Source organism: Pseudonocardia hierapolitana (assembly GCF_007994075.1).
In the GTDB taxonomy this organism is placed as follows: domain Bacteria; phylum Actinomycetota; class Actinomycetes; order Mycobacteriales; family Pseudonocardiaceae; genus Pseudonocardia; species Pseudonocardia hierapolitana.
Genome location: NZ_VIWU01000001.1, coordinates 4,965,625 through 4,987,332, shown reverse-complemented (window position 1 = coordinate 4,987,332; position 21,708 = coordinate 4,965,625). Strand labels below are relative to the sequence as shown.

The 21,708-nt window shown below is 74.8% G+C and carries 24 protein-coding genes; 9 read left to right on the top strand and 15 right to left on the bottom strand.

The genetic code is table 11. The annotated features are described in order from the left end of the window. Positions 1–21: 21 nt before the first annotated feature. The 8 genes from FHX44_RS23835 to FHX44_RS23800 form a co-directional block, all read right to left on the bottom strand. Positions 22–1,683 (bottom strand): DUF1841 family protein, encoded by a 1,662-nt coding sequence (locus FHX44_RS23835; RefSeq protein ID WP_147257823.1) that lies wholly within the window; start codon positions 1,681–1,683, stop codon positions 22–24. 23 nt (positions 1,684–1,706) lie between these two features. After that, entirely contained in the window at positions 1,707–2,771 is a 1,065-nt protein-coding gene (locus FHX44_RS23830; protein WP_246170994.1) for a uroporphyrinogen decarboxylase/cobalamine-independent methonine synthase family protein, read from the bottom strand. 313 nt (positions 2,772–3,084) lie between these two features. Beyond that, entirely contained in the window at positions 3,085–4,161 is a 1,077-nt protein-coding gene (gene mnmA / locus FHX44_RS23825) for a tRNA 2-thiouridine(34) synthase MnmA (protein ID WP_147257821.1), read from the bottom strand. Beyond that, positions 4,158–5,321 (bottom strand): cysteine desulfurase family protein, encoded by a 1,164-nt coding sequence (locus FHX44_RS23820; RefSeq protein ID WP_147261419.1) that lies wholly within the window; start codon positions 5,319–5,321, stop codon positions 4,158–4,160. The genes mnmA and FHX44_RS23820 overlap by 4 nt, the downstream gene beginning before the upstream one ends. Positions 5,322–5,472: 151 nt before the next feature. Then, positions 5,473–6,312 carry a lysophospholipid acyltransferase family protein gene (locus tag FHX44_RS23815; RefSeq protein WP_246170552.1) on the bottom strand — a complete coding sequence of 280 codons (840 nt, stop codon included), beginning with the start codon at positions 6,310–6,312 and terminating at the stop codon, positions 5,473–5,475. After that, a complete protein-coding gene (locus FHX44_RS23810; protein WP_147257820.1) occupies positions 6,312–7,076 on the bottom strand; it encodes a GNAT family N-acetyltransferase in 765 nt (254 codons plus the stop codon). The genes FHX44_RS23815 and FHX44_RS23810 overlap by 1 nt, the downstream gene beginning before the upstream one ends. Before the next feature lie 142 nt (positions 7,077–7,218). Continuing rightward, positions 7,219–8,166 (bottom strand): electron transfer flavoprotein subunit alpha/FixB family protein, encoded by a 948-nt coding sequence (locus FHX44_RS23805; RefSeq protein ID WP_147257819.1) that lies wholly within the window; start codon positions 8,164–8,166, stop codon positions 7,219–7,221. Positions 8,167–8,185: 19 nt separating this feature from the next. Further along, positions 8,186–8,968: an electron transfer flavoprotein subunit beta/FixA family protein gene (locus FHX44_RS23800; RefSeq protein ID WP_147257818.1), complete on the bottom strand. Its 783-nt coding sequence runs from the start codon at positions 8,966–8,968 to the stop codon at positions 8,186–8,188. A gap of 233 nt (positions 8,969–9,201) precedes the next feature. Here FHX44_RS23800 and FHX44_RS42265 point away from each other — a divergent pair, with 233 nt between their 5' ends. Both FHX44_RS42265 and FHX44_RS23795 read left to right on the top strand, forming a co-directional pair. Further along, complete coding sequence (locus FHX44_RS42265) at positions 9,202–9,342, top strand: hypothetical protein (RefSeq protein WP_170309002.1); 141 nt, start codon at positions 9,202–9,204, stop codon at positions 9,340–9,342. A 264-nt stretch (positions 9,343–9,606) separates the two neighbouring features. Beyond that, positions 9,607–9,912 carry a hypothetical protein gene (locus tag FHX44_RS23795; protein ID WP_147261417.1) on the top strand — a complete coding sequence of 102 codons (306 nt, stop codon included), beginning with the start codon at positions 9,607–9,609 and terminating at the stop codon, positions 9,910–9,912. Between the two features lie 4 nt (positions 9,913–9,916). Here the strand turns inward: FHX44_RS23795 and FHX44_RS23790 are convergent, their stop codons facing one another. Further along, entirely contained in the window at positions 9,917–10,558 is a 642-nt protein-coding gene (locus FHX44_RS23790; protein WP_212612618.1) for a class I SAM-dependent methyltransferase, read from the bottom strand. A 78-nt stretch (positions 10,559–10,636) separates the two neighbouring features. Between FHX44_RS23790 and FHX44_RS23785 the strand changes: the two genes are divergently transcribed. From FHX44_RS23785 to FHX44_RS23770, 4 genes are all read left to right on the top strand, one after another. Continuing rightward, positions 10,637–10,972 carry a YnfA family protein gene (locus tag FHX44_RS23785; RefSeq protein WP_147257816.1) on the top strand — a complete coding sequence of 112 codons (336 nt, stop codon included), beginning with the start codon at positions 10,637–10,639 and terminating at the stop codon, positions 10,970–10,972. Between the two features lie 12 nt (positions 10,973–10,984). Next, on the top strand, positions 10,985–11,746 hold the full coding sequence (locus FHX44_RS23780) for a class I SAM-dependent methyltransferase (RefSeq protein WP_147257815.1): 762 nt from the start codon (positions 10,985–10,987) through the stop codon (positions 11,744–11,746). A 10-nt stretch (positions 11,747–11,756) separates the two neighbouring features. Next, entirely contained in the window at positions 11,757–13,244 is a 1,488-nt protein-coding gene (locus FHX44_RS23775) for a 1,4-alpha-glucan branching protein domain-containing protein (protein WP_147257814.1), read from the top strand. 225 nt (positions 13,245–13,469) lie between these two features. After that, a complete protein-coding gene (locus tag FHX44_RS23770; protein ID WP_147257813.1) occupies positions 13,470–14,729 on the top strand; it encodes a glycosyltransferase family 4 protein in 1,260 nt (419 codons plus the stop codon). 1 nt (position 14,730) lies between these two features. Here the strand turns inward: FHX44_RS23770 and FHX44_RS42260 are convergent, their stop codons facing one another. Both FHX44_RS42260 and FHX44_RS23765 read right to left on the bottom strand, forming a co-directional pair. Further along, positions 14,731–14,889 (bottom strand): hypothetical protein, encoded by a 159-nt coding sequence (locus tag FHX44_RS42260; RefSeq protein WP_170309001.1) that lies wholly within the window; start codon positions 14,887–14,889, stop codon positions 14,731–14,733. A 98-nt stretch (positions 14,890–14,987) separates the two neighbouring features. Beyond that, positions 14,988–15,746 (bottom strand): acyltransferase, encoded by a 759-nt coding sequence (locus FHX44_RS23765; protein WP_147257812.1) that lies wholly within the window; start codon positions 15,744–15,746, stop codon positions 14,988–14,990. A 69-nt stretch (positions 15,747–15,815) separates the two neighbouring features. On the opposite strand from FHX44_RS23765, the gene FHX44_RS23760 reads away from it, so the two are divergent. Both FHX44_RS23760 and FHX44_RS23755 read left to right on the top strand, forming a co-directional pair. Next, entirely contained in the window at positions 15,816–16,652 is an 837-nt protein-coding gene (locus FHX44_RS23760; RefSeq protein ID WP_147257811.1) for a ribokinase, read from the top strand. After that, positions 16,649–17,578 (top strand): nucleoside hydrolase, encoded by a 930-nt coding sequence (locus FHX44_RS23755; RefSeq protein ID WP_147257810.1) that lies wholly within the window; start codon positions 16,649–16,651, stop codon positions 17,576–17,578. Before FHX44_RS23760 ends, FHX44_RS23755 begins: the two co-directional genes overlap by 4 nt. Positions 17,579–17,617: 39 nt before the next feature. On the opposite strand, the gene FHX44_RS23750 is transcribed toward FHX44_RS23755, so the two are convergent. The 4 genes from FHX44_RS23750 to FHX44_RS23735 form a co-directional block, all read right to left on the bottom strand. Beyond that, complete coding sequence (locus tag FHX44_RS23750) at positions 17,618–18,220, bottom strand: response regulator transcription factor (protein WP_212612616.1); 603 nt, start codon at positions 18,218–18,220, stop codon at positions 17,618–17,620. 137 nt (positions 18,221–18,357) lie between these two features. After that, positions 18,358–18,990 carry a response regulator gene (locus FHX44_RS23745; RefSeq protein ID WP_425469197.1) on the bottom strand — a complete coding sequence of 211 codons (633 nt, stop codon included), beginning with the start codon at positions 18,988–18,990 and terminating at the stop codon, positions 18,358–18,360. A gap of 17 nt (positions 18,991–19,007) precedes the next feature. Next, on the bottom strand, positions 19,008–20,150 hold the full coding sequence (gene macS, locus FHX44_RS23740) for a MacS family sensor histidine kinase (RefSeq protein WP_246170551.1): 1,143 nt from the start codon (positions 20,148–20,150) through the stop codon (positions 19,008–19,010). An 88-nt stretch (positions 20,151–20,238) separates the two neighbouring features. Beyond that, a complete protein-coding gene (locus FHX44_RS23735) occupies positions 20,239–21,195 on the bottom strand; it encodes a class I SAM-dependent methyltransferase (protein WP_147257808.1) in 957 nt (318 codons plus the stop codon). Between the two features lie 120 nt (positions 21,196–21,315). Between FHX44_RS23735 and FHX44_RS23730 the strand changes: the two genes are divergently transcribed. Next, positions 21,316–21,690 (top strand): hypothetical protein, encoded by a 375-nt coding sequence (locus tag FHX44_RS23730; protein ID WP_147257807.1) that lies wholly within the window; start codon positions 21,316–21,318, stop codon positions 21,688–21,690. Positions 21,691–21,708: the final 18 nt, after the last annotated feature.

Genomic DNA, 21,708 nt, shown 5'->3' with positions numbered 1-21,708 from the left:
GCCGCACGGGGCGTCCGGCGCTCACCGTTTCCGGCGCAGGGGCACGACCCGGGCCTTCCCCGTGCGGCCCAGGATGTCGATCTGCTCCACGTAGCGGGCGGGATCTGACGGCCCGCTCCCGGTGAGTGCGCCGTGCAGGTGCTCCACCAGCACCTCCCCGATCGCGTGCAGCACGTCGTGGCGGTCCATGCCGGTGGCCGACAGCCGCTTCGCCGACCGCCAGACCTCGGGCGGGTCGTCGTCCCACAGCTGGTTGGCGACGATCTCGTGCACCGTGATGTGCAGGCGCGGGCTCACCCCGTCCACCGTGTCGGACTCCGGCTCGGCGAGCGCCTCGTGGTACTCCGGATGCTCCCCCTCGATGAGCATGCCGCGGTCGTCCGGGTCGCTCGGGTCGAGGAACGGGAACTCCTCGTCCCCGATCCGGGTGCCGACGGCGGGCACCGCGAACATCCGGCGTTCGAGCACGTCGGGCAGGTCCTCCGGCTGCACGTCGTCCAGGTCGAGGCCTGCGAGGTAGGCGTCGGCGACGTCGGACGGGACGGCCTCCGGATCGCTCGGACGACCGATCGAGCAGACCATGTCGTCCACCTCGTCCAGCAGCACGGCCATCGCCGCCTCGGGCAGCTCGGCCCGCCGCCCCGCCCAGCTCGCCCACGCACGCACGGTGGCGGGCAGCGCCTCGAACTCGTCGTCCGAGATCTCCGGGCCGTCGTTGAGGGTCTCGTCGAGGAACCGGTCGACGAGGCCGGGCCCGACGCGCAGCGGCCGGGCCGGATCGACCGCGGACCCGAACTCGACGAGGAGTTCCGCGCAGCCGCGGGCCGCGGGCTGGAGGTCATGAGCCTCCTCGGAGCCGAGGAACTCGTCCACGACCGCGGTCCGGGCGGTGGCGTCGAGGGGGGCGGGAGCAGGCGCCGGTGCAGGGGCCGGCAGCAGCCGCACCCGGGCCACGGCCAGCGCCCGCGACGGCCCGAACTCCTCGTCCACCGGCGGTTCGAGATCGGCGCCCGCCAGGCGATCGGTCATCGCGAACGCCGGGACCAGGACGGCACCTGCTTCTTCCGGCGTGATGCCGCGGACGTGGGTGACGGCGTCGTCGATCTCCCGGATGTCCGCGAGCACCGCGTCCGGCTCGTCGGTGACGAACACGTCCTTCACGATGCCGTCGAGGGTGTGGTCGACCAGCGCGACCACCCCGTGCCGGGCGCCGGCGCGCTCGACGACGAGCAGCACTCCCGTCTGGTCGCCGAAGACGTCGCCGTACCTCCACGCCTCGGTGACCTGCTCGGTGCCGAGCTCCCGCACCCACCCCGGCTCGCGAACCCCGCTCTCGACGAGCGCGTCGGCGGCCGCGGCGGCCTGCTCCCGCTGCCGATCGGTCCCGAGCACCGCGATCAGCCGCAGCAGGCCGACCGCGCCCGAACGCCGGTTGCGGCCCGCGTACGCGATCAGGGGCTCACCGAACACGACCTCCGGATCGGCGTCGATCAGGTACTTGCCCCACCACACGCCGAGCAGCCCCGACGCGTGCAGCTCGGCCTCCAGCGCGTCGGATGCGGACTCCACGTCGCGGACGGCGGTGCGGCAGATCTGGGCGATCACCGCATCGGGTCCCTGCGGCTCGTTCCGGCGGCGCGCCCCCGACGTCTTGCGCTTCCGTCCCTTGCTCTGCGGACTCACCCCGACCACCGTGCCAGAATCGCTCACCAGTCCTCGGGCGGGTCGACGAACGCCTGCCCGAGATCGCGGACCAACGCCATCGCCCGCCGCGCCCACTCCGGAGTCGACCCGGCCAGCCCGCAGGTGGGCGTCGGAACGGCGAGCGCTCCGAGGCGGGACCGGTCGAACCCGAGCCGGTCGGCGAGCTCGAAAACGGGGCGCGCGACGTCGCGCAGCTGCGGCCGCGACGCCGGTTCGCGCGCAGGCACGAGGCCGAGCAGCAGCGGGGTACCGGCGTCCCAAGTCTCGCCGAGCGCGTCGAGCGCCGCCGGCACCGCCGTCTCCCCGCGGAACACCGGCAGCGTGGCGTCGATCCCGACACCCACCGCGCCGATCCCGGCGAGCAGCCGGACGGGCGGCCGGTCCGCGCAACAGTGCACGACCACCGGCGCCCCCAGCGCCGAGACGAGGTCCCGCAGGGCGTCCTGGGCCTCCGTGCGCCCGACCGCCCGCACCGTGCCGTAGCCGGACGCGGTGGGCAGCGCACCCGCCAGCACCGCGGGCAGCATCGGCTCGTCGAGCTGGACGAGGACGTGGGCACCGGTGCGGGTGGCCACCTCCGCGACGTGCGCGCGAAGCCCTTCCAGGAGGCTCGCCGCGAACTCCCGGACCGCGCCCGCGTCCGTCAGCACGCGGTGACCGCTGTGCAGCTCCACGGCGGCGGCCAGCGTCCACGGCCCGGCGGCCTGCACCTTCACCCACTCCGGCCGCACCGGGTCGCAGGCCTCGTCGAACGCGTCGAGGTCGCCGCGGAGCAGGTCGACGGCCCGGCGGTGATCCCGGCCCGGCCGTGCCGCCACGCGGTAGCCGCTGGGCACGACCTCGACCGCGATGTCGACGAGCAGCCCCGCCGTCCGGCCGATCATGTCCGCCCCGACCCCGCGGGCCGGCAGCTCGGGGAGGTGCGGCAGCAGCGGCAGCTCGCCCACCACGGTGGCGGCGGCTTCCCGGGGGTCGGTGCCGGGAAGCGAGCCCACACCGGTCGCCGCGCCGTCCGCCCAGCGCGCGGGCGGGCCGGCCGGATCCCCTTCCTCGGCGGGCTCGGGCACGACGAACGCGCCGCCACCCACCGTCTCCCCGGGCCTGGTGCCGGCCAGGCCGGCGGCGGCGAGGGCGGCCTCGAGCGGATCGGTACTCACGGCCGGTGTCTACCACCGCCACCCGCGCCCCATTCCACGGGTCGGCAACGACGCGCGCTCTACCGCGCTCGTTCGCCGGACTCGCCGTGCTGATTCGCGGGACTCGCCGTGCTGATTCGTCGGACTCGCCTAAATCTGCGCGCTGCTGTCCCGCGAGTCCGACGTTTCGCCTCGGCGAGTCTCGCGTCTCGTCACGGCGAGTGCGGCGTCTCGGCGCCTCCGGCTAGGCGGTCGCGGTGATCGTGGCGCTGCCCAGGACGACGTCGCCTGCCGGGTCGGGGCGGTACAGCGCGACGGCCTGGCCGGGGGCGACGCCGCGCAGCGGCTCCCGGAGCTCGACGCGCAGGCCGCCGGCCGTCGGCTCGGCGACGGCTGCGGCCACGCCGCCGTGCGCGCGGACCTGCGCGACGCAGTCGAACCGGGCCGCGGGTGCCACGCCCGCGCTCCAGACCGGGCGCGCACCCTCGATCGCGCGGACGTCGAGCGCGGTGGCCGGGCCGACGGTGACGGTGCCGGTGGCGGGCTCGATGCCCAGCACGTACCGGGGGCGGCCGTCGGTGGCGGGCGCGTCGATGCCGAGGCCCTTGCGCTGCCCGACCGTGAAGCCGTGCACGCCGTCGTGGCGGGCCAGCTCGGCCCCGGTGGCGGCGTCGACGATCGGGCCCGGCCGGACACCGAGCCGGGAGCCGAGGAACGTGCGCGTGTCGCCGGAGGGGATGAAGCAGATGTCGTGGCTGTCGGGCTTGTCGGCCACCCGCAGGCCGCGGGCGGCGGCCTCCGCGCGCACGGCCGGCTTCGGGGTGTCGCCGATCGGGAACATCGCGTGCGCCAGCTGGTGCCGGGTGAGCACGGCGAGCACGTACGACTGGTCCTTGTCCGCGTCGACGGCCCGGCGCAGCTCGCCCGCCACGAGTCGGGCGTAGTGGCCGGTGCAGACCGCGTCGAAGCCCAGTGCGAGCGCCTTGTCCAGCAGCGCCGCGAACTTGATCTTCTCGTTGCACCGCAGGCACGGGTTGGGGGTCTGGCCCGCCGCGTACGCGGCGACGAAGTCGTCCACCACGTCCTCGCGGAAACGGGCGGCGAAGTCCCAGACGTAGAACGGGATGCCCAGCACGTCGGCGGCCCTGCGGGCGTCGGCCGCGTCCTCCCGGGAGCAGCAGCCGCGGGAGCCGCTGCGCAGGGCGTCCGGGGTCTCGGAGAGCGCGAGGTGCACGCCCACCACGTCGTGCCCGGCGTCGACGGCGCGGGCGGCGGCCACCGCCGAGTCGACACCGCCGCTCATCGCGGCGAGGACCCTCATCTCGCCACTGCCTTCCCCGCGCGCCTGGCGCGCTCGACGACCGGGCCGATCACGGCGGCCACCGCGTCGACGTCGGCGGCGGTGGACGTGTGGCCGAGGGAGAACCGCAGCGAGCCGCGGGCGGTGGCCTCGTCGGCACCCATCGCGAGCAGCACGTGGCTGGGCTGTGCCACCCCGGCCGTGCACGCCGAGCCGGTGGAGCACTCGATGCCATGGGCGTCGAGGAGCATGAGCAGGCTGTCGCCCTCGCACCCGGGAAACGACAGGTGCGCGTTGCCGGGCAGCCGCGACGGCCCGCCCTCGACGACACCGGTGCCCGGATCACCGTTCACCGTGGCCTCCGGCGCCACGGCGGTGATCCTGGCGACGAGCTCGTCGCGCAGCGCGGCGAGCGCGGGGGCCCGCCGGGGCGCGTCGGCGACGGCGAGCTCCACGGCGGTGGCCAGTCCCACCACGGCGGGGGTGTCGAGGGTGCCGGACCGCACGTCGCGCTCCTGCCCGCCGCCGTGCAGCAGCGGGGTGAGCACCACCTCACGGCCCAGGAGCAGCGCGCCTGCGCCGATGGGGCCACCGAGCTTGTGGCCGGTGAGCGACAGCGCGTCGACACCCGACGCCGCGAAGTCGACCGGGAGCACCCCGACGGCCTGGACCGCATCGGTGTGCATCGGCACGCCGAACTCGTGGGCGATCGCCGCGAGCTCGCGGATCGGGTTGACCGTGCCGACCTCGTTGTTCGCCCACATCACCGAGATCAGGGCGACCCGCTCCGGATCCTTCGCGAGGGCGGCGCGCAGCGTCTCCGGGCGCACGCGGCCGACGTCGTCGACCTCCAGCAGCTCGACCTCGGCCCGCTCGTGCGCGCCGAGCCACTGCGCGGCGTCGAGCACGGCGTGGTGCTCGATGGCCGAGACCAGCACGCGCGTGCGTCGCGGGTCGGCGTCCCGGCGCGCCCAGTACAGGCCCTTGACGGCGAGGTTGTCGCTCTCCGTGCCGCCGGTGGTGAGCACCACCTCGGACGGCCGGGCACCCACGGCGGCGGCGATGCGCTCCCGCGCCTCCTCGACGTCCCGGCGCGCGCGGCGGCCGGAGGTGTGCAGCGAGGACGCGTTTCCGGTGCGGGTGAGCGCCTCCGTCATCGCCGCGACGGCCTCGGGAAGCATCGGCGTGGTGGCGGCGTGGTCGAGGTAGGTCGCGCTCGTGGCGGCCACCTCCCCGGGTCGAATCGATCGGGGCCAAGGATAGTCGCCCGCGATGCGGCACCCGTGGCACGTGGCGTCTTTGCGCACGCTCCCCGTTCCCGGACGCGCCGGGCTATGCCGCCATCTGCGCCCGCGCGCGGCGGGCCGCCGGGTGCCGTACCCCGGTCACCGCGGCGATCGCATCGCCTGCCTGCCGGGCCAGCTCGCGACGGTCGGCGGAGGGCGGGACCGCGGGCAGGATCGTGAGCTCGCAGTCGACGGCGGGCAGGCGCAGCACCCGCAGCAGCGAGTCCCAGAGCGTCTGCTCGCCGATGAACGCCGCGGCCGTCGCCCGCTCGCCGCCGGGCAGCCGCAGGACGACCGCGATCGGCCGCACCGGCGCCGCCGCGTCGATCGCGGCCTGGAACACGGCCCGCCGGAACGGCCCCGCCGCGGCCCCGCACCAGGTGGTGCCCTCGGGGAACACGGCGACGTCGGCACCGTCCCGCAGCGCGTCGGCCGTGGCCGCGACCGTGGCCCGCAGCCCGCGCAGCCCGGCCCGGTCGACGAACAGCGCGCCGCTGCGCCGCGCGACCCGCCCGATCACGGGCCACTCGCCCATCTCCCGCTTCGCGACCATGCGCACCGGGCGCAGCGTCCCGACCGCGAGCACCTCGATCCACGAGACGTGGTTGACGGCGAGCAGCTCACCGCCGTCGCCGAGCTCCCCCGCCACCCGCAGCCGCACGCCGCAGCACCTCAGCACGGCCCGGTAGCACGCGCAGAGCCACCGGGCCCGCGCACGGCCCGGCAGCAGCGCGACGCCGACGAGCGTGGTCACCAGGAGGGCAGCCAGACAGCAGAGCCGCGAGAACACCAGCGGCACCTGCGCACGGCCGGACGGGGGGTGGCAGCCGGCCCCGCACGGCGACACCGGCAGCCAGCCGGACGCAGGGGCCGCGGGGTGGAGCATCAGGGCTCGCCGAAGAAGAAGCGGGCGTAGCGCTCGTCCAGGTGGTCGAGGCCGAGGAGCACGAAGAAGTCGGCGCAGTCGAAGTCGGGGTCGAGGGCGGGCGGCCCGCAGACCCAGGCGCCCAGCCGCAGGTACCCCTGCAGCAGCGGCGGGATCGCGACCCGGCGGGGCCGGCGCAGCACCGGGGGCCGCCACGGCCGGAGCGGCCGGACCCGGTAGGCCTCCGGCGACAGGTGTCTGGCCAGCGCGCGATCCCAGACCGTGGACGCGGCCGCCCCGCCGTCAGCCAGGGGCACGCTCGCGCAACCGGCGAGCCAGCGGTTCCCGGTGAGGAGCATGTACCGCGCGATGCCGGCCCAGACGAGGCCGACGACAGCGCCGTTGCGGTGGTCCGGGTGCACGCACGAGCGCCCGGTCTCCACGAGCGACGAGCGCAGCGGCGCGAGCTCGTCCAGCACGAACTCGCCCTCGGAGTACAGGCCACCGGCCCGCGCGGCCGCTGCGGGCGGCAGCATCCGGTAGTTCCCGACGATCTCGCCGCTGCTCTCGTCACGCACCAGCAGGTGGTCGCAGAACGCGTCGAAGCGGTCGACGTCGAGCCCGGGTTCCGGGGTGTGCAGTGATGCCCCGAGCTCCTCGGCGAAGACGCGGTACCGCAGCCGCTGGGCGGCGCGCACCTCGTCCGGCTCGGTGGAGAGCAGCAGGGAGTAGCGGGTGGAGGTATCCGACTGCGGCGTACGGGCGAGCACCTGCGTCGAGGTCACGGGGGTCTTGGTACGGGCCGCAGGCAACACCCGGACCGGCCCGCACGGAAGCGGGGATGGCAGGACGGTGAACAGCGCGACTTCCCCGGAAGCGCGCGTGCCCCGGGCGAACACCGCCCGGGGCACGTCGGTCGTGCTGCGCTCAGCCCTTGCGCTTGGCGATCTCCTCCTTCAGCTGGGGGGCCACCTTGAACAGGTCACCCACCACGCCGAAGTCGGCGATCTCGAAGATCGGGGCCTCGGGGTCCTTGTTGACCGCGATGATCGTCTTCGAGGTCTGCATGCCCGCCCGGTGCTGGATCGCCCCGGAGATGCCGAGCGCGATGTACAGCTGCGGCGAGACGGTCTTGCCGGTCTGCCCGACCTGGAACTGGTGCGGGTAGTAGCCCGAGTCCACCGCCGCCCGGGACGCGCCCACCGCCGCCCCGAGGGAGTCGGCGAGCGCCTCGACCACCGCGAAGTCGTCGGCCGAGCCGACACCGCGACCACCGGAGACCACCACCGACGCCTCGGTGAGCTCCGGCCGGTCGCCACCGGTGATCGGTTCCCGGCTCACCACCGTGGCCGAACGCCCCGCGCTCGCCGGCACCTCCACCGCTTCCTCGGCGCCCGCGCCCGGCGCCGGCTCGGCCTCCACCGAACCCGGCCGCAACGTGATCACCGGGTGGGCACCGTTCGCCTTCGCCTCCGCGATGTAGGCGCCACCGAACACCGAGTGCGTGGCGCCCTCCGGGGAGACGGCCACGACGTCGCCCAGCAGCCCGGAGTTCGTGCGCACCGCCACCCGGCCCGCGATCTCCTTGCCGTCGGCCGACACCGCGATCAGCACCGCCGCCGGGTCCTTCGACTCCACCAGCGACGACAACACCGCCACCTCGGGCGAGAGGAACTCGCTCGAGTCGGTCTCGGCGACGTAGATCTTCGCCGCGCCGTACTCCTTGAGCCCGTCGGCCAGCTTCCCGGCCGTGCCGGCCGGACCGACCACCACCGCCGACGGCTCGCCCAGCGCCCGCGCCGCGGTCAGCAGCTCGAACGTGCTCTTCTTGATCTCACCCTCGAGGTGGTCGACGAGGACCAGCACCTCAGCCATGACTGTCCGTCTCCCTCTCTCAGATGAGCTTCTGCCCGACCAGGTACGCGGCGATCTTCTGGCCGCCGTCGCCCTCGTCGACGACCTTCTCGCCCGCGCTCTTGGGCGGCTTGGGCTGCGACGACGTCACGGACGTCAGGGCGTTGGCCAGGCCGACCTCCGACGCGTCGATCCCGGCATCGGCGAGCGACAGCGTGGTGACCGGCTTCTTCTTCGCCGCCATGATCCCCTTGAACGAGGGGTACCGCGGCTCGTTGATCTTCTCGCCCACGCTCACCACGGCCGGCAGCTCCGCGGTCAGGGTCGTGATGCCGTCGTCGGTCTCCCGCTTCACCGTGACCGACGAGCCCTCCACCGTGACCTCGCGGGCGTGGGTCAGCACCGGCAGGCCGAGCACGTCGGCCACCATCGCCGGCACCGCGGCGGATCTCCCGTCCGATGCCTCGTTGCCCGCGACCACCAGATCGACGCCCTCGACGGTGCCGATCGCCTTCGCCAGCGCCCGCGCCGTCTGCACCGCGCACGAGCCCGCCAGTGCCTCGTCCGACAGGTGCACGGCCTTGTCGGCACCCATCGACAGGGCCTTGCGGATCGCGTCCGTTGCCCGGTCCGGACCCATGGTCAACACCGTGACCTCGGAGCCGTCGTTGGCCTCCTTCAGCTGCAGCGCCGCCTCGACCGCCCGCTCGTTGATCTCGTCGAGAACCGCGTCGGTGGCGTCGCGGTCCAACGTGCCGTCGGACCGGAGTTTCCGCTCCGAATACGTATCGGGCACCTGCTTGACCAGCACGACGATGTTCATCGGACCTCTTCGACCTCCTGCCGGTGCGGACCTGCCGCGGTGGGTCTGTCGGACGCTCGGCGTCCTGCGCCGAAAAGTGCCACTAAACATGCCACTCCTGGACCGGTTCGGCGCGTCGGACGCCCGGTTCGGGCAATTGTTACCAGCCGGTAGCGGGGCGGCAAACGTCCCGCGGGTGAGACTCCTCACCCGTGCGGGGTGTTGGCGGGCCGGACCGTGGGTAACCCGGACCGATGGCACTTCTACACCGACTCCGCGCGTTCCTCGCGACTCCGCAGGGCAAGCGCCTCACCGACCAGGGCCGGCGGATGGCGGCCGACCCGCGCAACCGCGATCGCGCCCGCGGCTTCCTCACTCGCCTGCGCGGGCGCTGATCCGCGTGCGCTGATCCGTCGGGGCTGATCCGTCCGGGGGCGGACGGGAACGCCTACGGGCGAACCTGCCGCACCGGGTACCTCCCAGGGCCGATCCGCGGGTACTGTCCGGCCACCCCGACCCGCGGAGCGGCCCATGCTCGTACCGGCCCGTCACGGGCGAACCCGCCGCGCCAACGCCCGGCACGGAATCGGTGGCACTGTGGTGGGCGTGGTCGTCCACGCCGCCCGCCGGCCGCCCCGAACCGTTCCCGGGTGGCGCAGATGATCGTCACGGGTTACGACGACCGCCAAGGCTGCGGCTACGTCCTGCGCACCGGCGCGGACGCGGCGGACGGGGTCCCCATCGGCGAGGAGGTCCGCCACGACGGCGTCGCCGTGCGGGCCACCCCGGAGCTCGCCGCGCTGCTGCGGGACGCGCTCCGGAGCCGGCCCACCGCGTTGCTGAGCTGGCAGGGACCGCGGGTGCCGCTGACGCTCGAGGACGGCACGCTCCTCGCCTGGCTCATGCACGACGTCGGCGGCGTCCTGTCCGTCCGCGGCGCGCCCCGCCCCCCGGCTCCCGGCTGAGCCGCTACGCGAGCCTCCGGACGCGCAGGACGTTGTCCTCCCGGTAGCCGGGACGGCCGTCCGGGTCGGGGAAGTCGCGCCGGACGACCTCCTCGAGCTCCACGGCCCACCGCCCGGGCTCGAGGTCGAGCGCGTCGAGCACCTCGGAGGTCGTCGGGAAGTGGTGCTCGAAGGGCGGGGCCTCCTGCCACGACGGCCATCCCGCGTGCCCGGCGACGAGCAGGACACCGCCCGAGGCCACCGCTGCCGCGGCCCGGCGCAGGATCTCCTCGCGCTCGCCGTCGGCCGCGACCGGCGAGTGGAGGAACTGCGCCGAGACGAGGTCGAAGGAACCGTCCGGGAACGAGCGGGACAGGTCGTGCCGCTCCCAGTGGATCCCCGCCCCGACTCCGGCGTCCCGCGCGTGCTCCGCCCCGCGGCGCAGCGCCGTGGCGGAGACGTCGACGGCGGTGACCTGCCAGCCCTTGGTCGCCAGCCAGATCGCGTCCCCACCCTCCCCGCACCCGAGGTCGAGCGCCGTGCCCGGCGGGAGTTGTTCGACCTCCCGGACGAGGAGCGTGTTCGGCCGCCCGCTCCAGACCCTGCCCTCCGCGCCGTAGCGCTCCTCCCAGTACTGCTCCGCGCGCGTCGCGGTGTCGTGATCCATGAACGCACGGTGCCGCCGTTCCGCATCCGACGGCAACATGCCATGCCGTTCCGGCAAGGGGCCTTAGGTTGTGCGGCTGTGACCGTCGCACGCTCCGTCGCCCTGTTCGTCCTGGCCGCGCTCGCCGAGATCGGCGGAGCCTGGCTGGTCTGGCAGGGGGTGCGGGAACACCGGGGCCTGCTGTGGATCGGGGCCGGCGTGCTCGCGCTCGGCGCGTACGGGTTCGTCGCGACCCTGCAGCCGGACCCGCACTTCGGGCGGATCCTCGCCGCCTACGGGGGCGTCTTCGTGGCCGGCTCGCTGTTGTGGGGTGTCCTGCTCGACGGGTTCCGGCCCGACCGGTACGACATCATCGGCGCGGTGATCTGCCTCATCGGCGTCGCCGTGATCATGTACGCCCCGCGCGCGGCCTGAGACGGTGCGGACGTGACCCCCGACCCGCCACTCCCCCTGACCGGCGAACGCACCGTTCCGGGCATCCCGGAGGAGAACTACTGGTTCCGCCGCCACGAAGCCGTCTACGTCGCGCTGCGGGACCGGTGCGCCGGGGCCATGGTGCTGGAGGCGGGCTGCGGTGAGGGTTACGGCGCCGCGATGCTCGCCGAGGTCGCCGCCGGCGTGCTGGCGCTCGACCTCGACCCGGTGACGGCCGCGCACGTCGCCCGCCGCTACCCCCGGGCCGGCGTCGCACGGGCCAACCTCGTCGCGCTGCCGGTGCGGGACGCAGGCTGCGACGTCGTGGTGTCGCTGCAGGTGATCGAGCACCTGTGGGAGCAGGAGCGGTTCCTGCGCGAGTGCTTCCGGGTGCTGCGCCCCGGCGGGACGCTGATGCTGTCGACGCCCAATCGCCTCACGTTCTCCCCGGGTCGCGACACCCCGCTCAACCCGTTCCACACCCGCGAGCTGTCCGCGGCGGAGCTCGCAGGCCTCGTCCGGGACGCGGGGTTCGCCGACGTCGAGGTCCAGGGCCTGCACCACGGGCCGCGGCTGCGCGCCCTCGACGCCCGCCACAGCGGCTCGCTCGTCGACGCACAGGTGGCCGTGGTGCTCGGCGGCCGGAGCTGGCCGGACGCGCTCAAGGCCGACGTCGAGTCGGTGACGGTGGCCGACTTCGTGCTGCAGGCGGCCGGGGTGGACGCGAGCCTGGATCTGGTGGCCTTCGCGTCCCGGCCCCCGGCGCGGCCGTAGCGTCCCCCCGATGACGGAGCCCGTCGGGACGTTCTGCCTGGTGCTGCACAGCCACCTGCCGTGGCTCGCGCACCACGGACGCTGGCCCGTCGGCGAGGAGTGGCTCCACCAGTCGTGGGCGCACACCTACCTGCCGGTCCTCGACGTGGTGCGGCGGCTGGCCGCCGAGGGCAGGCGGGAGCTGCTCACGCTCGGCGTCACGCCGGTGCTCGCCGCTCAGCTCGACGACCCGCACTGCCTGCGCGGTGTGCACGGCTGGCTCGGCGGCTGGCTGCTGCGGGCGCACGGCGCCGCGGCCCGGCTGCCCGAGCTCGCCGCGCGGGAGCACCGGGCGGCGACGGCCGCCTTGGAGGTGTTCGAGCGCGACTGGCGCCACGGCGCGTCCCCGTTCCTGCGCACACTGGCCGGCTCCGATGCGCTCGAGCTGCTCGGCGGCCCGGCGACGCACCCGTTCGGCCCGCTGCTGCAGCCCGAGGTCCGCGCGTTCGCGTTGGAGACCGGGCTCACCGACACGGCCGTCCGGCTCGGTGCCCGACCGGCCGGGATCTGGGCGCCCGAGTGCGGCTACGCGCCCGGCATGGAGGTCGGGTACGCGGCCGCGGGGGTCCGCCGGTTCCTCGTGGACGGTCCGGCGCTGCGCGGCGACACCGCGCTCGCCCGGCCCGTCGGCGACTCGGGCGTGCTGGTGTTCGGCCGGGATCTCGAGGTCACCTACCGGGTCTGGTCACCGCGGTCGGGCTACCCCGGTGACCGGGACTACCGCGACTTCCACACCTACGACCACCCGTCGGGGCTCAAGCCGGCGCGGGTGACGGGTCGGCAGGTGCCGCCGGAGGCCAAGCGGCCCTACGAGCCCGCGCGCGCCGCCGCGGCCGTGGCCCGCGACGCGGCCGACTTCGTGCGCGTGGTCCGGGAGCGGCTCGTCGCGGTGCGCGAGCGCCTCGGGCGGCCGGGGCTCACGGTCGCGGCGTTCGACACCGAGCTGTTCGGGCACTGGTGGCACGAGGGCCCGGCATGGCTGGAGGCGGTGCTGCGCGCCCTGCCCGAGGCCGGGGTGCGGGTCACGACGCTGCACGGAGCCGCCGAGGCCGGGCTGGTCGGCGAGCCGGTGGTGCTGCCGCCGTCGTCGTGGGGGTCGGGCAAGGACTGGCGGGTGTGGGCGGGCCCGCAGGTGGCCGACCTGGTGGCGCGGCAGGAGCGGGTGCAGAAGGCGCTGCTCGGCGCGGCGGTCCCGGGGATCGCGCGCGACCCGGTCCGCGACGCGCTGGCCACCGAGGCCCTGCTCGCGCTGTCGAGCGACTGGGCGTTCATGGTCAGCAAGGACTCGGCGGCCGGTTACGCGCGGGAACGGGCGTCGGGGCACGCCGCGCGCGTCGAGGAGCTCGCGGGCCTGCTGGGCGCCGGCCGGCGCCGCGCGGCCGAACGCCGCATCGCGAGCTGGGGTGGCGACGACGCCGTGTTCGGCCACCTCGACGCCCGCCTGCTGATCGCTCCATGAGCTCCAGGACCCGCCCGACGGGCGCACCCGCCCTCGTCGACTCGCCCGACTCGCCGTACCGAGATGTCGGACTCGCCGCGTCGAGATGTCGGACTCGCCGTGCCGAGACGTCGGACTCGCGGGGTTCTCGGGCCGGGCGCAGGCGAGTCCTGCGTTTCGGCACGGCGGGTACGGCGTTCGGGCACGGGCACGTCGACGGCCGCTACCGAGCGGTAGGTTCGCCCCGTGCGTGTGCTGATGGTGTCGTGGGAGTACCCGCCCGTAGTGGTCGGCGGGCTGGGCCGGCACGTGCACGCACTGGCCATCGAGCTGGCGGCGGCGGGGCACGAGGTCGTCGTGCTGTCCCGGCAGCCCGCGGGCAGCGACGCCGAGACGCACCCGACCTGTGACGAGGTGTGCGAGGGCGTGCGCGTCCTGCGGGTGGCCGAGGACCCGCCGCACCTGGAGTTCGACCGCGACCTCGTGGCCTGGACGCTCGCGATGGGACACGGGATGCTGCGGGCCGCCCTGACCCGGCTGATCCCGCACTGGCGTCCCGATGTGGTGCACGCGCACGACTGGCTCGTCGCGCACCCGGCGATCGCGCTCGCGGACGTGCTCGAGGTCCCGCTCGTCGCGACGATCCACGCCACCGAGGCAGGCCGCTACGCGGGCTGGCTCTCCTCGCCGCTGTCCCGGCAGGTGCACTCCGCCGAGTGGTGGCTCGCGCGGCGCGCCGACACCCTGATCACCTGCTCCGCCGCGATGCGCGCCGAGGTGGCCGAGCTGTTCGAGGTGGACCCCGGCCGGATCGTGGTGCTGCACAACGGCATCGCACCGCGACGCTGGCGGGCGAACGCCGCCCGGGTGCGTGCCGTGCGGGAGCGCTACGCGCCCGGCGATGCGCCGGTGCTGCTGTACTTCGGCCGTCTCGAGTACGAGAAGGGCGTGCACGACCTGATCGCGGCGTTGCCGCGGATCCGCCGTGCCCACCGGGGCACGCGGCTGCTGGTGGCCGGCACCGGCACCGCACAGGACCAGCTCGTGGCCGCCGTCGAGAACCACCGGGTGGGGCGCAGCGTCACCTTCACAGGGCACCTGCCCGATGCCGATCTCGCCGCCATGCTCCGCGCGGTCGACGCCGTGGTGCTGCCGAGCCGCTACGAGCCGTTCGGGATCGTCGCGCTGGAGGCTGCCGCGGCGGGCGCGCCGCTCGTGGCCTCGACGGCCGGTGGTCTCGGCGAGGTGGTGGTCGACGGGGAGACCGGCCTGTCGTTCACGCCGGGGGACGTTCGTGGGCTGGCCGACGCGGTGGGAGCGGTGCTCGCCGACCGGGCGGCAGCCGCCCGGAGGGCCCGCGCAGCGCGGAAGCGTCTGGGGAGCGCGTTCCAGTGGGGCCGGATCGCCGCCGACACCGCAGAGGTGTACGCGGCAGCGACCCGCGGCGGCGCGGCCGAGCTCGGCCGTCCGAAGATCCCTACCGGGAACGTCTTCGGACGGGGGTAGCTCAGGCCGCGTCGCTGCGCAGCACCTCGAGCGCTGCGTCGGGGTACTCGCTGGCGAGCTGCTCCACGAGATCGTCGCGGTTCTCGCCGACGGCCGCATTCACCGCGAAGGTGTACTCCTCCTCGAGTGCCTGCAGGCGGCGGACGGTGGCGTCCTTCATGGTCGGAACGCTTCCTTTCGGAACGGGGTGTGATTCCACCGTGATGAACGGCGGGCGCCCCTTCTTCGTTCCCGGAAGCGATGTTCGCATGCCGGAGGTCACATCGATTCAGACTGCGCCAGCCTCGCCTCGACGGCCGCGGCGGACTTCCGCGCGATGTCGGCGAGCGCGGCACGCTGCTGCGCAGCGGCGTCGTAGTCGGCCTTCCGGTCGCGCACCACGCGCGCGGGGGCTCCGACCGCGATCGAGTATTCCGGCACGTCACCGCGTACGACGGCGTGCGCACCCAGCACCGAACCGCGGCCGACGCGGGAGCCGCGCAGCACCGTCGACTTGACCCCGAGCCAGCAGTCGGGCCCGATCCGCACCGGCGTCTTGACGATGCCCTGGTCCTTGATCGGGACGTGGACGTCATCGGTGCGGTGGTCGAAGTCGGTGACGTACACCCAGTCCGCGACGATCGTGGCGGCGCCGATCTCGACGTCGAGGTAGCAGTTGATCGTGTTCTCCCGGCCGAGCACGACCTTGTCGCCGATGCGGAGCGACCCCTCGTGGCAGCGGATCGCGTTGCCGTCCCCGATGTGGACCCACCGGCCGATCTCCAGCCGCCCGTAGCCGGGGCGCGCGTGCAGCTCCACGCGCTTGCCGAGGAAGACCATGCCGCGCAGAACCACGTGCGGGTTGCCGATGCGGAACCGCAGGAGCCGCCAGTAGCGCACCAGGTACCAGGGTGTGTAGGCGCGGTGGCGCAGCACCCAGCGCAGTGACGCGAGCGTGAGGAAGCGGGCCTGCCGCGGGTCGCGCCGGCCCGCATGACCCCACCTGCGGCGCAGCGGTGCGCCCCACATGCTCGTCATGGGGCGACCCTATGACCGCGGGCTCGGGCGGCTTGCGCCGGTGGCAGGTGATCGGCGAACGTCTGCGGCGTGTCCCGGATCGCCGTGATCGGCAGCGTCAACCTCGACCTCGTGGCCCGGGTGCCACGCCTACCCGAGCCCGGCGAGACGCTCGCCGCGAGCGGGCTGCGGCGCGTGCCCGGCGGGAAGGGCGCGAACCAGGCGCTCGCCGCGCGGCGGCTCGGCGCCGACGTGACGATGGTGGCCGCGGTGGGCGCCGACGCGGCCGCCGACGAGGCGCTCGCCCTGCTCGCCGCCGACGGGGTGCGGCTCGACCGCCTGCGCCGCGACCCCGACGAGCCCACCGGACACGCGCTGATCACGGTGGACGACGCGGGCGAGACCACGATCGTCGTGATCGCGGGCGCCAACGCAACGCTCTCCGTGACCCCCGACGACGTCCGCGGTGCCGACGCCGTGCTCACCGTCCTGGAGATCCCCGAGGCCACCGTGGCCGACACGGTGCGGCTCGCCGCGGGCATGGTCGTGCTCAACGCGGCGCCCGCCCGCCAGCTGGATCCCGAGCTGATCCGCCGCGTCGACCTGATGGTGGTCAACTCCGCCGAGTACGCCGCGATCGACGGGCTCGACGCCGCGGGCGCCGTTGCCGTGACCTACGGCGGCAAGGGCGCGGTGCTGCGCCGCGGGGGGCGCGAGGTGGCCCACGCCGAGCCGCCGCCCGTCACCGTGGTGGACGGCACCGCGGCGGGCGACACGTTCACCGCCGCGCTCACCGTGGCGCTGCTCGACGGCGCCTCCGACGAGGAGGCACTGCGCCGGGCCTGCGCCGCCGGGGCGCTGGCCGTGACCAAGGCGGGCGCGCAGCCGTCGCTGCCGACCGCTGCCGAACTGGAGGCCGTCCTGTGAGCACGCCGATCGTGATCGACACCGACCCCGGCGTCGACGACGCCGTCGCGATCATGCTCGCGCTCGCCTCGCCCGAGGTGGAGCTGAAGGCCGTCACCACCGTCTTCGGCAACGTCCCGCTCGACGCCACCACGGCGAACGCGGGTCGCCTCCTCGCGCTCTGCGGCCGCGCCGACGTGCCGCTCGCCGTGGGCGCGGCGCGACCGCTCGTGCACCCGCAGCGCGAGCTGGCGGCGGAGTGGCACGGCAACGACGGGCTCGGTGGCCGGGCGGGCACGCTGCCCGCCCCGGTCGCGCCGGGGCCGTCGAGCGCCGTCGAGCTGCTCGCCGACGTGCTGCGCGCGTCCGACCGGCCGGTGACGCTCGTGCCGATCGGCCCCCTGACGAACATCGCGCTGCTGCTGGCGGTGCACCCGGAGCTGGCCGGACGGATCGAGCGGCTCGTCTGGATGGGCGGGTCACTGGGCGCGGGCAACACGAGTGGGGTGGCCGAGTTCAACGCGCACTGCGACCCGGAGGCCGCGCACCGGGTGCTCACCCAGGCCGACGTGCCGGTCACGATGGTGCCGCTGGACCTCACGCTGCGCTGCCCCGCGGGCCCCGAGTGGATCGAGGCGCTCGCGGCCGCCGGCCCCCGGTGCGCGGCGCTCGCCGGAGTGATCACGCACTACCGGGCGGCGTTCAGGGAGCGTTACGGGATCGACGCGGTGGCCGTGCACGACGCGGTGGCGGTGCTGGAGGCCGTGCTGCCCGGGACGCTGCGCACCACCCCGAAGCCGATCGCGGTGGCCTGTGACCTGGGCCCGGCCCGCGGCGCCACCGTCGGGATGCCCGAGGGCTCGGGCCCGCCGGTGCAGGTGGCCCTGGACGCCGACACCGACAAGGTGCTCGCCGAGATCCTGGAGCGCCTGCGCCGCCTCGGCTGACCGCGACGCCCTCGAGTTCCTGAACCTCGCGATCGCGGGTCAGGCGAGGCCGCGTTCGATCGCGTAGCGGACCAGGGCGGCCCTGCTGTGCAGGTGCAGCTTGCGCAGCACGTTCTGCACGTGGTTCTCCACCGTGCGTGGGGAGAGCACGAGGCGCGTGGCGATCTGGCGCGCGGTGAGGCCCTCGACGACGAGCCGCACGACGTCGGACTCCCGCTCGGTGAGCTGGCGCTCGCGCTCGGCCGCCGGTCGGCCGAACTCCTCCAGCAGGACGTCGGCGAGACCGGGGCTGAACACCACCTCTCCCGCCGCGGTGCGCCGGACCGCACCGGCGAGTTCGGTGGGCTCGACCGGGCCGGCGAGGTGGCTGGTGGCTCCCGCGCGCACGGCGGCGAGCGCGACGGTGTGGTCGACCACGGCCGAGAGCGTGAGCAGCGGCACCTGCGGCACCGCGGCGGCGAGCTCGGCGACGGTGCCCAGCGCGGCGGTGCCACCGTCGAGCTCGACGACGACGACCTGCGGCCTGCGCTCCTCCACCAGCGGGAGCGCGCCCGACGGATCGGTGCTGCCGGCCACGTCGACCCCGCCGTTCACGAGCGCCGCCGCGACGTGCGGGACGGCGCGCGCGGTGGCGACGAGCACGGCGGAAGGCTGAGCGTTCATCCGGCCGACGCCGCCCACCGCCGCACGATCATGTCCGAATCCTCCCAAAGAGGGACGCCCCGCGGAGCCGGTTCGGAGGTGATCACCCGTACGGCGCACCCGGTGACCGACCGTGGTCACTCCTCGACGAGGCCCTTCTCGATCGCGTACCGGGCCAGCTGCACGCGGTTGTGCAGCTGGAGTTTGCGCAGCGTGCTCTGGACGTGGGTCTCGACGGTGCGGTGCGAGACACCCAGCCGCTCCCCGATCTGCCGCGCCGTCAGGCCCTTCGCGACCAGGCGCAACACGTCGGTCTCACGCTCGGTGAGCGCGGGGACCTCCGGACCGGAGCGCTCCGTGCCGGCGAGCCTGCGGTACTCCCCCAGCACCAGGCCTGCGAGGCCGGGCGTGAACACCGGGAAGCCGTCCGCCGTGCGTCGCACGGCCGCGAGCAGCTCCTCCGCGCTCGCGGACTTCACGAGGTAGCCGGCCGCGCCCGCCTTGACCGCCTCGAGCACGTCGGCGTGCTCGCCACTCGCCGAGAGCACGAGGATCCGCGTCTCGGGCAGCGCGTCCAGGATCCCCTCGATCGCCTGCACCCCCGACGTCTCGCCGAGGTTCAGATCCATCAGCACGACGCGCGGCCGCACGGCACGGGCGATCCGGACGGCGGCGTCCGCCTCCGGGGCCGTGGCCACCACGTCGAGGCCGCGCTCGGTGAGGTCGCGGGCCACGCCCTCGCGCCAGATCGGGTGGTCGTCGACGACCATCACCGTGATCCCGTCCGTCACGCCCCGTCCTTCCGCAGCTCGACGATCCACTCCGTGCCGCGCCCGGGCCCGGTGTCGCAGGAGATGGTGCCACCCAGATCGTGGACCCGGCCGCGCATCGACCGGGCCACCCCGAGCCGCCCCTCCACCTCGGCGGCGGCGAGCCTGCCCTCGGGGATGCCCGGTCCCTCGTCCCGGACGCTGATCTCCACGCCGGAGCCGACGTCCTCGAGCAGCACCCAGGCCGGCGCGTCCGGGCCGACGTGCAGCGCGACGTTCGCCAGCGCCGCGCTCACCACGGCCACCAGCTCGTCGACGGTGTGCGCCGGCAGCTCGACGGGGTGCGCGGGCGTCGACACCGTGATCCGGGAGGACGCGAGCACGCGCAGCGCGGCCGCGAGGTCGCGCCTGCCGCGCTCGTCGACCGGAGCCGACCCGGTGGTGAGCAGCGTGCGCAGCGCGAACTCCTGCTCCCCGGCCAGCGCGCCGAGCTCGCCGGCAGGGCCTCCGAGCGCCGCTCCTCGCCGCCGCACGTACCCGAGCACCTGCAGCACCCCGTCGTGCACGGCGCGGGCCAGGCGCTCGCGTTCGGCCATCGCGGCCTCGGAGGCGACGGCGCGGCGCACCCGCTCGGCGGAGCGGCGCAGCACGGTGGAGGCGAACCCGATGGTCAGCCCGGCGAGCGCGAGCAGCTGGATGTCCGGCAGCTCGGCCGCGACGCGGGCCTGGAACCCCACCAGCGCCGCCGACACGACCGCCGCGCCCGCGATCCCGCCCGGGACGCCGAAGGCGATCGCACAGGCCAGCACCGGGCCGGAGGTCCATATCGAGCCCATCACGGCCGCGTCGGCCGCCAGCTGTGCCGGGGTCTGCACGAGCGGGGTGGCCGCCATCACCGCGAACGTCACGACGACGTCGGCGCAGGCGACCCACGCGCGCCGGTCCGGGCCGGTGGGCCGGCGCAGGTAGAGGTAGCCGGAGCCGGCCGTCCACGCGGCCATCACGACGACCACCGCGATCGCGCCGGCCCGCGAGGCGTACTCGCCGAGGGACAGCAGCACGACGGCCACCGCGCTGACCAGCGTCAGGACCCGGTAGACGAGCATCCCGCGCCACAGGGGCTCGAGCGTGTGCTCGATGTCCGCACCGGGGAAGGTCACGGCGCCAGCATGCCGCGCGCCGCCAACCGGGACCTCAGCAGGATTACGGAGCGCACCGACGAGCCACGGCCGCTGATCGCGTTCGGACTCAGGCTTTCGTGCCGGTCACCAGCGCGTTGTAGAACCACGCCCGCGGCACCACTCGCGCCAGGACGTTCGCGTCCAGCCAGGACAGCCGCTGCCAGGACCGGTAGGCGAACATCGCCCAGCCCCACCCCAGCTTCCCCGGCGGCACCGCGGCCTCGAACGTGCGCACGGGCCAGCCGAGCATCGCCGCCGTGAACTCCTCGGTGGCCACCCGCGCGTCCCGGGCGCCTGCCCGGCGCGCGGTGGCCTCCAGCTCGTCCGGGTCGAACACGTGGATGTCCACCACTGCTTCCAGCGCCGCCGCGCGCGAGGACTCGTCGAGCTCCTCCTGCGACCGCCGCCACCCCCGCAGGGCGGGCAGGCGGGTGATCGTGGTGACGCCCTTCCAGGTCAGCGAGCCGAGCCGCCGGGCGTACCAGTCACCGACCTTCGTCGGCTCGCCGGCGAACACGAACCGCCCGCCCGGCTTCAGGACGCGCAGCACCTCGCGCAGGGCCAGCTCAACGTCCGGGATGTGGTGCAGCACGGCGTGCCCGACGACCAGGTCGAACGTCTCGTCGTCGTACGGGATGCGCTCCGCGTCGGCGACCCGGCCGTCGACGTCCAGGCCGAGGTGCTCGGCGTTGCGCAGGGCCGCCTGCACCATGCCCGGCGACAGATCGGTGACCGACCCGCGCGTGGCCACGCCCGCCTGCATGAGGTTGAGCAGGAAGAACCCGGTGCCGCAGCCCAGCTCCAGCGCCCGCTCGTACGGCCAGCCCGCCTCGCCCGCGGCGAGGCGGAAGCGGTCGGCGGCGTAGGTGGTGCAGCGCTCGTCGTACGAGATCGACCACTTCTCGTCGTAGGTGCCGGCCTCCCAGTCGTGGTAGAGCACGTTGGCGAGCTTCCGGTCCTGCCGCGCCGCCTCCACCTGCTCGGCGGTGGCGTGGGGATTCGGCGCCGGGTCGGGCGTACTCATGGGTAGGGACCCTATCCGGCACCAGGCCGTGTCTCGTGGATCGTGGGCGATGGGCTTCGACGATCTGGGCTCGAAGAGCGCGGGTCGAGATCTGCGAGGCACGGCCTAGGATCACGGGCGATGAACGACGTGCATGGACGATCCCGCCCACCGGCGCCCGCCGTCCCGCACGGGGCGTGGACCGGGGGCCACCAGCCACCGGAGCCGAGCGCGGGCCACGGCGTCGTCGTGGCGATCACGCTCGCGATCTCCGCGGCTCTCATCGCAGGCAGTGGGGCCGCTGGGGACGGCTTTCTCACCCTGCTCGTGCTGCTGCTCGCCATCGGCGCCCTCGTGGTCCCGGTCGCGGTGCTGGTCACCCTGTGGGCACGGGCCCGGCCAGCGGTACGGGCGCTGCTCGCCGGGGCAGGCGCCGCATGCGTGCTGCTGCTCGCGTGGGCGGTGGTCCGCATCGTCGCGGTCCTGCCGTCGGTCACCTTCCCCTGGTCGCTCTAGCTGACCTCAGCGCACTCG

Coding starts and splice junctions, on each gene's coding strand:
- FHX44_RS23815 (WP_246170552.1), bottom strand. CDS start 6,312: ATGCTCCACCCCGCGGCCCCTGCGTCCGGCTGGCTGCCGGTGTCGCCG.
- FHX44_RS42265 (WP_170309002.1), top strand. CDS start 9,202: ATGGCACTTCTACACCGACTCCGCGCGTTCCTCGCGACTCCGCAGGGC.
- FHX44_RS23790 (WP_212612618.1), bottom strand. CDS start 10,558: ATGGATCACGACACCGCGACGCGCGCGGAGCAGTACTGGGAGGAGCGC.
- FHX44_RS23820 (WP_147261419.1), bottom strand. CDS start 5,321: ATGCTTCCCGAGGCCGTCGCGGCGATGACGGAGGCGCTCACCCGCACC.
- FHX44_RS23805 (WP_147257819.1), bottom strand. CDS start 8,166: ATGGCTGAGGTGCTGGTCCTCGTCGACCACCTCGAGGGTGAGATCAAG.
- FHX44_RS23765 (WP_147257812.1), bottom strand. CDS start 15,746: ATGACGAGCATGTGGGGCGCACCGCTGCGCCGCAGGTGGGGTCATGCG.
- FHX44_RS42260 (WP_170309001.1), bottom strand. CDS start 14,889: ATGAAGGACGCCACCGTCCGCCGCCTGCAGGCACTCGAGGAGGAGTAC.
- FHX44_RS23730 (WP_147257807.1), top strand. CDS start 21,316: ATGAACGACGTGCATGGACGATCCCGCCCACCGGCGCCCGCCGTCCCG.
- mnmA (WP_147257821.1), bottom strand. CDS start 4,161: ATGAGGGTCCTCGCCGCGATGAGCGGCGGTGTCGACTCGGCGGTGGCC.
- FHX44_RS23775 (WP_147257814.1), top strand. CDS start 11,757: ATGACGGAGCCCGTCGGGACGTTCTGCCTGGTGCTGCACAGCCACCTG.
- FHX44_RS23745 (WP_425469197.1), bottom strand. CDS start 18,990: ATGGTCGTCGACGACCACCCGATCTGGCGCGAGGGCGTGGCCCGCGAC.
- FHX44_RS23735 (WP_147257808.1), bottom strand. CDS start 21,195: ATGAGTACGCCCGACCCGGCGCCGAATCCCCACGCCACCGCCGAGCAG.
- FHX44_RS23795 (WP_147261417.1), top strand. CDS start 9,607: ATGATCGTCACGGGTTACGACGACCGCCAAGGCTGCGGCTACGTCCTG.
- FHX44_RS23800 (WP_147257818.1), bottom strand. CDS start 8,968: ATGAACATCGTCGTGCTGGTCAAGCAGGTGCCCGATACGTATTCGGAG.